The 12785-nt window shown below is 36.5% G+C and carries 17 protein-coding genes; 11 read left to right on the top strand and 6 right to left on the bottom strand.

Annotated features, from left to right (window positions below; all coding sequences use genetic code 11):
- Nucleotides 1–128 precede the first annotated feature (128 nt).
- The 6 genes from R1F52_01015 to R1F52_00990 all read right to left on the bottom strand — a co-directional run bounded on the left by R1F52_01015 (nucleotide 129) and on the right by R1F52_00990 (nucleotide 3896).
- The gene (locus R1F52_01015; protein WOV93253.1) at nucleotides 129–452 is read right to left on the bottom strand and encodes a type II toxin-antitoxin system RelE/ParE family toxin; all 324 of its coding nucleotides are present in this window, start codon (nucleotides 450–452) and stop codon (nucleotides 129–131) included.
- Nucleotides 425–772, bottom strand: a complete 348-nt coding sequence (locus tag R1F52_01010) for a hypothetical protein (protein WOV93252.1) — start codon at nucleotides 770–772, stop codon at nucleotides 425–427. Before R1F52_01010 ends, R1F52_01015 begins: the two co-directional genes overlap by 28 nt.
- Nucleotides 772–1263, bottom strand: a complete 492-nt coding sequence (locus tag R1F52_01005; GenBank protein ID WOV93251.1) for a hypothetical protein — start codon at nucleotides 1261–1263, stop codon at nucleotides 772–774. The genes R1F52_01010 and R1F52_01005 overlap by 1 nt, the downstream gene beginning before the upstream one ends.
- 134 nt (nucleotides 1264–1397) lie before the next feature.
- A complete protein-coding gene (locus tag R1F52_01000; GenBank protein WOV93250.1) occupies nucleotides 1398–2138 on the bottom strand; it encodes an ABC transporter permease in 741 nt (246 codons plus the stop codon).
- Nucleotides 2062–2904: an ABC transporter ATP-binding protein gene (locus R1F52_00995; GenBank protein ID WOV93249.1), complete on the bottom strand. Its 843-nt coding sequence runs from the start codon at nucleotides 2902–2904 to the stop codon at nucleotides 2062–2064. The genes R1F52_01000 and R1F52_00995 overlap by 77 nt, the downstream gene beginning before the upstream one ends.
- A complete protein-coding gene (locus R1F52_00990) occupies nucleotides 2901–3896 on the bottom strand; it encodes an ABC transporter substrate-binding protein (protein ID WOV93248.1) in 996 nt (331 codons plus the stop codon). Before R1F52_00990 ends, R1F52_00995 begins: the two co-directional genes overlap by 4 nt.
- A gap of 96 nt (nucleotides 3897–3992) precedes the next feature.
- On the opposite strand from R1F52_00990, the gene R1F52_00985 reads away from it, so the two are divergent.
- The 11 genes from R1F52_00985 to lysX (R1F52_00935) all read left to right on the top strand — a co-directional run bounded on the left by R1F52_00985 (nucleotide 3993) and on the right by lysX (R1F52_00935) (nucleotide 12782).
- Nucleotides 3993–5174 (top strand): argininosuccinate synthase, encoded by a 1182-nt coding sequence (locus tag R1F52_00985; GenBank protein WOV93247.1) that lies wholly within the window; start codon nucleotides 3993–3995, stop codon nucleotides 5172–5174.
- Nucleotides 5175–5182: 8 nt separating this feature from the next.
- Nucleotides 5183–5347: an alpha-aminoadipate/glutamate carrier protein LysW/ArgW gene (gene lysW/argW / locus R1F52_00980; GenBank protein WOV93908.1), complete on the top strand. Its 165-nt coding sequence runs from the start codon at nucleotides 5183–5185 to the stop codon at nucleotides 5345–5347.
- A complete protein-coding gene (gene lysX, locus R1F52_00975) occupies nucleotides 5347–6204 on the top strand; it encodes a lysine biosynthesis protein LysX (protein ID WOV93246.1) in 858 nt (285 codons plus the stop codon). Before lysW/argW (R1F52_00980) ends, lysX (R1F52_00975) begins: the two co-directional genes overlap by 1 nt.
- Before the next feature lie 50 nt (nucleotides 6205–6254).
- Nucleotides 6255–7301: an N-acetyl-gamma-glutamyl-phosphate reductase gene (gene argC / locus R1F52_00970; protein ID WOV93245.1), complete on the top strand. Its 1047-nt coding sequence runs from the start codon at nucleotides 6255–6257 to the stop codon at nucleotides 7299–7301.
- Nucleotides 7301–8101 carry a [LysW]-aminoadipate/[LysW]-glutamate kinase gene (locus R1F52_00965; protein ID WOV93244.1) on the top strand — a complete coding sequence of 267 codons (801 nt, stop codon included), beginning with the start codon at nucleotides 7301–7303 and terminating at the stop codon, nucleotides 8099–8101. Before argC ends, R1F52_00965 begins: the two co-directional genes overlap by 1 nt.
- Nucleotides 8094–9269, top strand: a complete 1176-nt coding sequence (locus tag R1F52_00960) for an acetylornithine/succinylornithine family transaminase (GenBank protein WOV93243.1) — start codon at nucleotides 8094–8096, stop codon at nucleotides 9267–9269. The genes R1F52_00965 and R1F52_00960 overlap by 8 nt, the downstream gene beginning before the upstream one ends.
- A complete protein-coding gene (locus R1F52_00955; protein ID WOV93242.1) occupies nucleotides 9262–9513 on the top strand; it encodes an Lrp/AsnC ligand binding domain-containing protein in 252 nt (83 codons plus the stop codon). Before R1F52_00960 ends, R1F52_00955 begins: the two co-directional genes overlap by 8 nt.
- 91 nt (nucleotides 9514–9604) lie before the next feature.
- Complete coding sequence (locus R1F52_00950) at nucleotides 9605–10081, top strand: hypothetical protein (GenBank protein WOV93241.1); 477 nt, start codon at nucleotides 9605–9607, stop codon at nucleotides 10079–10081.
- A 512-nt stretch (nucleotides 10082–10593) separates the two neighbouring features.
- Nucleotides 10594–11745 carry a 2-isopropylmalate synthase gene (locus R1F52_00945; protein WOV93240.1) on the top strand — a complete coding sequence of 384 codons (1152 nt, stop codon included), beginning with the start codon at nucleotides 10594–10596 and terminating at the stop codon, nucleotides 11743–11745.
- 30 nt (nucleotides 11746–11775) lie between these two features.
- Nucleotides 11776–11946: an alpha-aminoadipate/glutamate carrier protein LysW/ArgW gene (lysW/argW, locus tag R1F52_00940; protein ID WOV93239.1), complete on the top strand. Its 171-nt coding sequence runs from the start codon at nucleotides 11776–11778 to the stop codon at nucleotides 11944–11946.
- Nucleotides 11943–12782: a lysine biosynthesis protein LysX gene (lysX, locus tag R1F52_00935; protein ID WOV93238.1), complete on the top strand. Its 840-nt coding sequence runs from the start codon at nucleotides 11943–11945 to the stop codon at nucleotides 12780–12782. The genes lysW/argW (R1F52_00940) and lysX (R1F52_00935) overlap by 4 nt, the downstream gene beginning before the upstream one ends.
- Nucleotides 12783–12785 lie beyond the last annotated feature (3 nt).

The raw sequence follows: 12785 nt of genomic DNA, 5'->3' as shown, positions 1-12785 counted from the left end.
TAACACACTCTAATTTCAGAATCAATCCATATTGTACTTGGCCACAGATAATTTAACACTATGAATGTCTTGCTATCTTAACAAAACTTGAATAACACCCAAAGTTGCAACAGAATCTTTCTTCAAGATTAAACTTTTAATAATTCTAAATATTGTTTCATATTGTCATAAATATTTCTTCTGTGACCTATTGCTAATATGATGATTATATCTTTTTTTTCTTTAATGTATAATATTCGAAAATCAAATTTCTTGATAGAGATGGAATATATTTTCTCAAGGTCACCCTTTAATTTTTTTCCAAGATTTGGATTTTTCTTTAGAGATTCAAACCTGACTCTTATCTCTGATAATAATTTAGGGTCATGTTTTTTCATTTTCTTTAGTGTTTTTTCAACATTTTTGTGTAGTTTGATCTCAAAAATTAGACCGTGTCTTTTACCTTGTTCCATGATACCAGATTCCCTTTTTTTACATCATCCATACGAGATTTGATCTCTTCTCTCATTTTTGGATCTAGCATAATTTCTAATGTTTCCATATCTTCATCAGATATTGTTATTTTGGCAATTTTTGCTTTTTGAAATACATTTTTGTGTACTTTTTCAATATTGATTTGATGCTTATCTCCATATGTTGTATCTGTCAGCATAAAAAATAGTGCTGCATCGTCACTACTCAATGATTTACGTACTGTGTGATATTTACTCGAAACTGTTTTCTTTATCTCTTTTTGTGGAAATGTGATTTTTTCTTTTAATTTTAACGACATTATATCAATTTCTCCATTTTTAATTCACTCCATGCATCTTCACACTGTTTTTTTGTAAAGTTGAGTTGTTTTTTCTTCACTTTATTCAATATTTCAGATTTTTTCATATCTGTGTGTATTTTTTTCAAAAAATGAATTGATGCAAGAATTTCAATTCGATCTGGATCATTTTTTTTATTAGCCATAAATTTTAAAAATTCTTGAAATCGTTTTTGCGATGATTTTTTTTCAAATGATCCCTGGTGTATATTTTCATAAATATTCTCTAATTCAAAACCATTTCTTGCCAATCGTGAACAATACGGTCCACGTAAATACCATGAAAAATTATATCCAATGTAAAGTCCAAATACTTGTAAAAGATATATTGTTTTTTGAAGTGTCAATCTGCCCTTAAACGTAGTTGTATCAAAATTATCTATATTTTGTAGAATCATGCCAAGTCTGAAAACGTCTAAATTCTGATGAGTCGATTTTATCCCTTCATTCATTTATGCATTTTTCGTTGCTCATTTTTCTATATAAATTACAAGCTGAATATAATCATATTTCAATAATTTTTAATCGGTAAATATTCATTTTATGAATGATTCTCCACATATTCCATTTGCAACTCGGTATGGAATTATCGCAATCCCCATCTAATCATTACTTTGTTCTCTAATCTTTTGAATATAGCACCGTCCATCAACATTCCAATTCCCATAATTACAATCATTATGGCAATAATTTCAGAGACATCATTCAACTGTCTTCCTGCATTGAGTATGAAACCGAGTCCCAAAAATGAAAATAGTATCTCTGCTCCAATTACTCCTCTCCACGCAAATGCCCAACCCTGTTTAAAACCTGATATCATGTAAGGAAATGCTGCAGGTAGTAGCACACTTGTTATTAATTTACTACCATGTGCTCCCATGTTTTTTCCCGCTTCAATATAATGGGGATTAATATTTTTCACTCCAGTGTATGTGTTTATGGTAACTGCAAATATTGCCCCGATGGTAGTAACAAATATGATCCCTCCATCTGTCAGTCCAAACCACAGTATTGCTAGTGGTACCCAAGCAATGGATGGTATTGATTGTAATCCTAAAACCAATGATCCGATAGTTTGATTGATGGTATCTACACGCGCCATTAATACTCCGAGAACTATGCCACCGGATATTGCAATTGATAATCCTATGGCTAGTCTTGCTAGACTAGTACCAATTCCATAAAATAAACTGCCATCTGATGCCATGTATGCCAAATCCTCGATAATGTCTAGCGGTGATGGAAATACATTACTTGCCCATACATTCGAGTATGCTACTGCCTGCCATATGATGACTAGCGCTAAAAAGAATACTACTTTTTTCATCCACACATTCATGATTTGTCCTCTTCCTTTTTACCAAGTTCTGCCAAGATTTTTTTTGAAGTTCTACCAATTTCTCATCCTGCGCTGATCGTGGATAGTCATGACTCACATCTATTATTCTCTTAATCTGGGATGGCCTACCACTAAATACTGCAATTTTTGTTCCCAACATGGTTGCCTCTATGACACTATGTGTCACAAATATGATTGTCTTTCTAGTCTTACTCCATATGGCCTGCATCTCTTTAATTAGTAAATCTCTAGTAAACGCATCAAGGGATGCAAACGGTTCATCCATGAGTAGTATGGCCGGATCCATAGCAAGGGCTCTGGCAATTGCCACGCGTTGTTTCATACCCGTTGATAATTGATATGTAAATGAATCTACAAATTTATCTAATTGCATCATATCAAGATATCTCTTGGATATTTTATGGCGCTCATCAACTGGTATATTTGCCATCTTTAATCCAAATTCTACATTATCTCTGACACTTAGCCATGGGAATAATGCCCCTTCCTGAAACACCATGATTCTTTCCGATCCTGGTCTTGTAACTTCTTTACCATTGAATATGACACTACCTTCATCGGGTTTTTCAAATCCAACCAGTATTCTCAAAAATGTAGATTTTCCACATCCTGATGGTCCCACCAAACATACGAAATCCCCTTCATTAATGTCTAAATCTATTCCATCAAGAACTTTGAGATTGTACTTGTGTACAAAGCTTTTTGATATATTTTTTGCTTGTAGAATACTCATGGGAGTTTCCCCTCCCAGAATATTTCTTCTAGACTGTACCCATCACGTCCTAGATAACCCAACTCATCTGCACGTTGTGCAAATGTAATTATGGATTCTTTATTTAATTCAGATGTAATCTCCAAATTGTTCATGGCCTCATCAATGATGTAATCTGGAATTGTCTTTCCATATGTCTTGTACATGAATGAATGAAATATCTCTTTTGCCTCTAGGGGATTCTCATTTATCCATGATACTATTTCTTCATGCACCTGTACCCATCTTTTTATGATATCCTCATTCTTCTCAATATACTCTGATTTTCCAACTAGAACTACAGATGCAAATCTCTCATCTGACCATAATGTTTCTTCTCTGAATACTCTAGTCCCATTCAATTCTTTCACTAGTATGGTAGCCCATGGCTCAGGAACCCATGCAGCATCAATATCGCCCTTTGCAAATAGAGTGTAGGTATCTGGATTTGCCACGTTGTGTATTGTCACAGTTCCGCCAAATCTCATACCTTTCAGACCATTCTCTTTCAAGTTGTGACGTAACGATATGTCTTGTGTATTACCAAGTTGTGGACTGGATACTTTTTTCCCATCCAAATCTGTTATGCCCTTGATTGATTCGTCAATTCCTACTAGACTTGTTCCACCGCTAGCAGATCCTGTTATTATTCTCAACTTACCATCTGATTTGACATATCCATTAATTGCAGGACCGGGTCCCACATATGCCAAGTCTATTGAATTAGCAAAGAGTGATTCAATTGCTTGCGGTCCACTATCAAATAAATACACGTCAACATCTACAATATCACTTAATGCTTCACTGAATAATCCCTGCTCTAATCCGACGATCGGAACTAGGTGACCAATATTTGCAAAATATGCAATCCGTAGTTTATCATTACTCTCCTGTCCACTTTGTAATGTGGCAATTAGCACACCTATAATCACTAATCCGACTATACCTATTATTCCATATGTTATGTTTTTCAATGTAAATTCATTATTACTTATATGTAAATAATGATTGAATTTTAGCTTAACCTACTAGTAATAAAAGATAAATGATTATACATCATCTCTCTAATCATGAAAGGCAAGGCTGTGCTGGCATTCTCTGGAGGTCTTGATACATCTGTAGTAGTACGCTATCTACAAGAGGAGCATAATCTTGATGTAATTACCGTGACAGTAGATGTTGGACAGGGTGATGATTTTAAAAAAATTGCCGCAAAGGCTAAAAAATTGGGTGTGACTAAACACTATACCATTAATGCTCAAAGAGAATTTGTTGTTGATTTTATTCATCCTGCAATAAAGGCAAATGCATTATATCAAAACAAGTATTGTCTTGCAACGGCCCTTGCCCGTCCCCTTATTGCTGGAAAAGTATTACACATTGCTAAAAAAGAACGAGCCACCACATTAGCTCACGGATGCTCTGGTAAAGGCAATGATCAGGTACGTTTTGATATTACGTTACGCTCAGGCTCCAACCTTCCAATCATTGCCCCAATACGTGATAAAAATTTGAGTCGAGATGAAGAGTTGAAATTTGCAAAGAAGAATGGTATAAAGATTGACGCTGTTGCAAAACGTTTCAGCATTGATCAGAATTTGTGGGGTAGAGCAATAGAGGGTGGTGTTCTTGAAGATGCGTATGCCGAACCACCTCAAAGTGCATTTGAGTGGACAAACATTAATGGTAAATCTTCTCCAGTCTATGTAGAGATTAAATTCAAACAAGGAATTCCAATATCAATTAATGGTAAAAAGGATATAATATCTATGATTACTCTATTAAACAAACTAACTGGCGCATCTGGTGTTGGAATTGTAGATCATATAGAGGATAGAATAGTTGGAATAAAATCACGTGAAGTGTATGAGACTCCTGCTGCTACCTGTCTTATAGAGGCACACTCTGATCTTGAGAAAGCGGTGCACACTAGACATCAGAATAAATTCAAGCAACTAGTAGATAGCGAATGGGCTTGGCTTGCCTACTCGGGACTTTGGCAGGATCCTTTAAAGAGTAGTCTAGACGCTTTTATAGAAAAATCTCAAAATATGGTCACCGGTACTGTTCGATTGCGACTCCACAAAGGTAGTATTCGAGTTGTAGGTCGTAAATCCCCCTATCTTCTGTATAATAGACGTGAGGCTACATACGGTAAAGACTCTACATTTGATCAACGGCTTGCTACTGGATTTGTGTCGCTATGGGGTCTTGAAACAACAGAAGCTAATAAATTACAATCAAAAATGTGAATAAAAATATGAACTGTCCTGAATGTGATGCTATAATTGGTATACCTGATGATGCTGCTCAAGGTGAGATTGTGTCTTGCTCTGACTGTGGGGCAGATTATGAACTGACAAAGAAAGACTCTGGTATGGATCTTAAACCGGCAGAAAATGTAGGCGAAGACTGGGGGGAATAATGCCCAAAGTTGGCATAATCTATGATCGCATGCGATCTGAGGAAAAAATGCTAAAACAGGCAACGATTGATTTAGGATGTGATGTGTCACTAGTTGATGCAAAAGATGTATCATTTAACACTGACAGCAAATCAGATTCATATGATCTTGGTGATATAATTTTAGAGAGGTGTGTAAGTTATTTTCGTGGATTACACTTTACATCAATGCTAAATTTTATGAATCTACCAGTAATTAATGATTTCAGAACAGCACAAAATTGTGGTAACAAAATGTTTATGACATTAATGTTGAAAAAAGCAAATATTCCTACACCAAAAACATATTTTTCATTTACAGGAGATACTGCGTCAAAATTAATCTCTGAGGTTGGATTCCCTCTTGTCCTAAAACCTGTGGTTGGTAGTTGGGGTAGAGGAATTGTTTTATTAAATGATATTGATGCTGTTGATGCTGTCTTTGAGATGAGAGAACTTGTAGATGGCGTATATGATAGAATATTCTACCTTCAAGAATTTATTAAACGCCCACCTCGTGATATCCGTGTAATTACCATTAATCATACGCCGATCACTGCCATGTATCGTGAGTCTTCTGAAGGATTCAAGACTAATTTGGCCATTGGTGCAGAACCGAAATTATGTCAAATTACCCCCGAGATTGAAGAGATTGCATCAAAGGCATCCGAAGCTATGGGTGGTGGAATATTAGGTGTGGATATAATGGAGGATGAAAAGAGGGGTCTGCTAGTCCATGAGGTGAATAATACGACAGAATTCAAGGGATTAGCAAAGGTATCACCGGTCAATATTCCTCAGAAAATGATTCAGTATGCCTTGGATTATCTAAAAAGGTAATAGTAGAGTACATTCTTATCAATTAAATTAGATGCCCTGAAATTTACTACATGAAAGTAGGAATAGTTGGTGCGTCAGGGTATGTCGGTGGTGAAACCCTAAGACTCCTTGTAAATCATCCACATGTAGAAATTGCAGCCGTCACATCTAGACAACACGCAGGTGAATATCTACACCGTGTTCAACCTAGTCTTCGGGGATTTACAGATTTAAAATTTACCGAATACAATGCCGATAAACTTGCAGACAGTTGTGATCTTGTATTCACTGCTGTACCACATGGGGCTGCAGTTCATATTGTGAAAGAATTGTATGATCTTGGTGTCAAGATTATTGATTTATCTGCTGATTACCGATTACACGAGGCATCTGATTATGATAAATGGTATGGTTGGAAGCATGAACAACCTGATTATTTGAGTAAATCCACATTTGGTGTTCCAGAGTTGCATCGTGACGAAATAAAAAAATCTCAACTCGTATCATGTCCTGGTTGTATGGCAGTTACGTCCATTCTTGCACTTGCACCACTAATAAAACATGATATAATAGATCGTGATCATATTATAGTTGATTCTAAAATTGGATCATCTGGTGCAGGATCTGGCGCTGGCACATCTCATGCAATGAGAGCTGGTGTGATTCGACCTTACAAACCTGCAAAACATCGACATACCGGTGAGATTGAACAAGAACTCAGCGAAATTGCCGGTAGTAAAATTTCTGTATCTATGAGCCCACACGCAGTTGATGTGGTAAGAGGAATATTATGTACCAATCATACATTTCTTAATAAAAAAATCACTGAAAAAGACATTTGGAAGATATATCGTGAGGCATATGGTGACGAATTTTTTGTACGTCTCATTCGTGATAAAAAAGGAGCCTACAAATTTCCAGATCCTAAATTTCTAGTAGGCTCTAACTTTTGTGATGTTGGGTTTGATATTGACGAGGATAATAATAGACTCATTGCCCTATCTGCCTCAGATAATCTGATGAAGGGTGCTGCCGGCTCTGCGATACAAAACATGAATTTGATGTTGGGCTTTGATGAACTAGAAGGTTTAAGATATACGCCATTAACACCTGTCTGATGATAATCATAAAGATAGGTGGTAGTATAGTGGATGGTCTACACTCCTCTACAATACAAGATATTGCTAAATTTGCAAAGAATGGTTTAGTGATTGTTCATGGCGGAGGTAAAGATGTGAGTAGCATGTGTGAAAAACTCGGTAAAGAACCTAAATTTGTCACATCACCGAGTGGAATTCGCAGCAGATACACGGACAAAGAAACTATACAAATATTTACAATGGTCATGGCCGGTAAAATCAACACAAGTATTGTACAGCAGTTACAGCAACACGGTATCAATGCAATAGGTCTGTGTGGAGCAGACGCTAATTTTTTACGTGCTGATCGTAAAAAGAAATTACTAATTATGAATGAAAATAATCGTAGACAAGCAATTGATGGTGGTTATACTGGAAAGATCAAATCTGTTAATGACTCATTTTTACATTCACTACTAGACATGGGTCTAGTTCCTGTAATATCCCCACTTGCACTAAGTGAAGATCATGAATTTCTAAATGTTGATGGGGATAGGGCAGCTGCGTCTGTTGCAGGGGCAATGCATGCAGATACAGTACTATTCATTACTAATGTGGATGGTCTACTCATGGAGGATAAACTAGTCTCTCATCTTACTTTACAAGAGGCTAAAGATATTCGTCCTAAGATTGGACCTGGAATGGAAAAAAAGATACTTGCCTCTACTGAAGCACTTGATATGGGAGTGAGGAGAGTTATAATTGCCAATGGAACACGAGAGAATCCGATATCATGTGCAATTAATCATGAAAAGTGTACGGTGATTAGTAATGACTGAAGATCAATACATGGGGGAGCTGTATCAGAGATTTCCTGTTGTTGTTGAAAAGGCCCTTGGAGCAACTGTTTGGGATGAGTCTGGTAATCAGTATATCGATTGTATGGGAGGATATGGTGTAGCGCTTGTGGGACATCGAAATCCACGTGTTGTACAGGCTAAAAAGAATCAATTAGACAAAGTAATTACTGTACACAGTTCGTTGTATAATAAAACTCGTGAAGAATTTCTCAAAACATTAATAGATATAGCGCCTACTGGTCTGACACAAGTTCATTTGAATAATAGCGGTGCCGAATCTATAGAGGCTGCTATAAAGTTTGCAAGAAAATTTACAAAAAAGATTGGAATGATTGCAATGAATGGCTCGTATCATGGGAAAACACTTGGAGCGTTATCTCTTACCTTTGCTCCAAAATATCGTAAATCGTTTGCCCCATTGGTTGATAAAGTAGATTTTGTGCCCTTTGGAGATGCTGATGCATTGCGCTCTGCCATTACACCTGATACGGGATTTGTCATCATAGAGCCAATTCAAGGGGAGAGTGGAATACACGTATCCCCTGATGGGTTTTTACAACAAGCAAGAGAGATTTGTAATGAAACTAGTACTCTGTTGATATTTGATGAGATCCAGGCAGGGCTTGGCCGTACAGGTAAACTTTGGGCATGTGATCATTGGGGTGTGACACCAGACATACTATGTCTTGCAAAGGGAATTGCCGGTGGTATACCAATGGGGGCAACCCTTGTACGTCCTGATATTTTATCTGTAATGAGTAAGGGAGATCACTCCTCTACCTTTGGTGGTAACCCAATCTCCTGTGCTGCAGGAACAGCTGCGATTCAAGCACTAACACAAGATGGATTAATTATTAATGCACAAAATATGGGAATTATATTTATGGATGGTTTGAAGAAACTTGCACAAAAGCATTCGATAATTAGAGAGATCAGAGGTAAAGGTCTTATGATTGGGGTTGAATTAAAATTTGATGTACGAGATATCTTGATGGAAGGTATCAAACATAATCTTCTATTGTTATATTCGGGTAGAAACGTATTACGATTTCTCCCACCGTTAGTAATTAATGAAAAAGAGATTAATACTGTTCTTGACACATTGGATATATTGTTGAGCAATGAGGAGAAGAGGAGAAATGTCTGATACACATCAAACTAGCGCACTTGCGTTAATCTCTACTACTCCCTCTGCTAACACTCGAGACGTTGCACAATTGATATCTAATATTACTCATGTGACAAAGGTACATGAAATTACAGGCAAATTTGATATTGCCATATTCATCACTGCAGATAATATTTATCACATAAATGAGGCGATCGATAAATTACGTAAAATACCAACCGTGGCAAATACTGATACAATGATAATCCTCAGTACGATATAGAGTATATATCATATCTCAACGATATCTCAATTAGTAATGATCAAAGTACTATTGACACATGAATCATATTATAATCCTTTGATGAATCTATGTGAATAATTCTAAATTACTAATTGGTATGGATGTATCTGGAAATCCTTCCACAGGCGATTGTAGTTATCTTGGATTGGTAATGGGAACTATTGAAAGTATTACTAGTTTATCAAAACAATTACCTGAAAAAATAGAACATTTAGCACTAATACGTAATTCATGCCAAAAGGAGAAAATTAGAAATTTATTACAATTTGATGGAAAAAACAGAGTTGCGTTTTGTTTTAAACTCCATAAATCTGAAGTGCTTAGTGAGATTAAGAAATACACTAGACATAAAAAAACAAATGATAAAAAATTATATGACATTTTTGAAAAGACAGTAGCAGGTCACATTAAAAAATACGTTGAACCTTTTTCATTTGTTCATAAATTATCTGTTACTGAATTAGACATTCAATGTGATGGTGACTGTAACCAATTTGTAAAAAAAGGCGGTTGGAAAATAAAAAAAAAGGTTCAGCATATAAAATAGCTGATTGTGTCGCTTGGTTTAATAATGCACAACAACCAATAGTTAGCTGTAAAGAAATCAATTTAATCGATAAAATTAAAGAAAATATGTTAAAGTCATTAAAAATTTAGTATCGTTGCCCACATCATCTCCAAGTCCTACAACTCATCAACGGGTTCTCGTATATTCACATTAACCTTGAAGGTTCAAACAACGACAATTATTACTGGATACAACAGTATTTAATCTAATCTATGGTTTAATAATAATCTGTAACCGAAAGAAGTGATTGTTAAAGATCTAACTAATGATTTAGGGGAAAAACTAGCCAAAACAATACAACTAATAAAATAAAGATGTAATCTTGGGCACGAGCTGACTGTCACCACAAAGTAGCCACACGCTCACCCGAGGACACATTAATCATACGATGATGTGATTAAAAAACTCGATTAACCGATATGATGTGTTTGTCATATACGTAGCCGGCCAATTCTCGTAATTTCAATATAGGAGTATAATCACTCTTAATTATGGACCCAAATCACTATGCAGATCTATACAATGGACATAGAGATTCCAAAATTCGTGTACTGGATAGTACATTGCGTGAAGGAGAACAACACCCCGGAGTGTCATTTACAAACGCTCAACGAATTCAGATTGCATGGATGCTAGATAATTTTGGTGTAGATCAGATTGAGATTTCTCCAGTAATATCTACAGATCATAAAGAGTCTACGAAAAAAATTCTTCAACAGGGATTACGTGCGGATATTGTTTCACACGGTCGTGCACTGCGTGAAGACATTAATGTATCATTAGATTGTGATGCAAAATGGTGTGCAGCTTATCTTGGAGTATCTGATATTCATCTAAATGATAAACTACGAATAACAAAGGATGTGGCACTTGAGAGAGCCGTTGATACTGTCCAGTATGCAAAGGATCATGGATTAAAGATTAGATTTACAGTTGAAGATGGAAGTAGAGCTGAACCAGAATTTCTTATTAAAATGTGCAAGGCACTTGAAAAAGCCGGTGTTGATAGAATTAGTCTACCTGATACTGTTGGAATTATGAGACCACGTGGTATGTACAACTTTGTCAAATCAGTACGTGATCAAATATCCATACCACTTGATGTACATGTACACAACGACATGGGTCTTGCACTTGCCAATGCGTTTGCAGCGTGCGATGCTGGTGCTGATCAGATTCATACTTGTATAGATGGCCTCGGTGAGAGAACAGGCATTCCATCACTTGCCGAAGTGGCTGTGGTATTGACATATCTGTACAAGACACCGAATGATTTTCGACTAGACATGCTTCAAGACCTATCTAGAATCATAGAATCATACACTACTATACAACCATATGACTCTAAACCCATAGTGGGATCTTCTGCATACAAGCACAAGGCAGGAACACACCTTGCAGCAATATTGAGAAACCCTTCTGCGTATGAACCAGTACCACCTAGATCTGTTGGGAATCAACGCAGGATTGTATTTGGCGAACTTGCTGGAAAGACGGGGGCAGCATACCTCATATCACTACTCGGACTTGATGCTAATAGTGAGGCGGCGATCAAGGTTGCAGCAGGTCTTAAAAAACTCCGTATGGGTGATCTAATAGAGGTACCACTTGCCGATGACATTGAAAAAAAATTTGAGCAATAAATAAAAAGGTAGTACATCTCAACATTAATCATGACAAATTGTGCCGAGTGTGATGGAGTAATTGAAATACCCTCAAATGCTCTTGCAGGTGAAATCGTTACTTGTTCTGAATGTGGTGCAAGTTTTGAGATTGCAAAATCGTCAGACAGCGGTGTTGAGTTGAAATCAGCACAAACTGTTGGCGAGGACTGGGGACAGTGATTAATCTTACACTATTATACGATTCTATAAGATGGGAAGAAAAATCTCTCTTTAATGCAGCAAAAAAACTTGATATTAATATGAATATGTTAGACTGTAAAGACTTGTCTATTGATTTAGAATCAAATGATACTCTTGGGACAGTTTTACAAAGATGTGTAAGTTATTATAGAAATATACACTCTACTGCAGCACTTGAGGGAATAGGAACACGAACAATTAATTCACTAAACACTGGAATTTTTGCAGGCAATAAATTATACACACATATGCTTTTGAGAAAATTCAATGTTCCGACACCACGAGCAACTGTCTCATTCTCCAAAGATTCAGCACTGCAAGTATTGAAAAATGATGGTTATCCTAAAATCATAAAACCCACAGTTGGAAGTTGGGGTAGAATGGTGTCTAAAATTAATGATTTGGATTCGGCTATGGGGATACTAGAGGGGCGCGAATCAATGTACCCAATTTATCAAATTCACTATATGGAAGAGTTTGTTAAACGTCCACCTCGTGATATTCGTGCAATAGTAGTAGGTGACAGAGTAGTAGCTGCCATTTATCGTAACTCTGGCTCTGGCTGGAAGACCAACATGGCACTTGGTGGTGTTGCAGAACCGTGTAAGGTTAATGATGAAATGCAAGAAATATGTATTAGAGCCAAAGATGCCGTTGAAGGGGAGATTGTAGGTGTGGATTTGATGGAAAGTGATGGTGGTCTAGTGGTTCATGAGATTAATAATACCACCGAGTTTAAAAATACAGTACGAGTCTGTGATGTTGATATCCCAACTCAGATTATTCAATACGTATTAGATATTGCTAGACGATGAGAA

It is taken from the genome of Nitrosopumilaceae archaeon AB1(1) (assembly GCA_033471095.1).
GTDB classification, from domain to species: Archaea; Thermoproteota; Nitrososphaeria; order Nitrososphaerales; family Nitrosopumilaceae; genus Nitrosoabyssus; species Nitrosoabyssus spongiisocia.
This window is presented reverse-complemented; position numbering and strand designations above follow the sequence as displayed.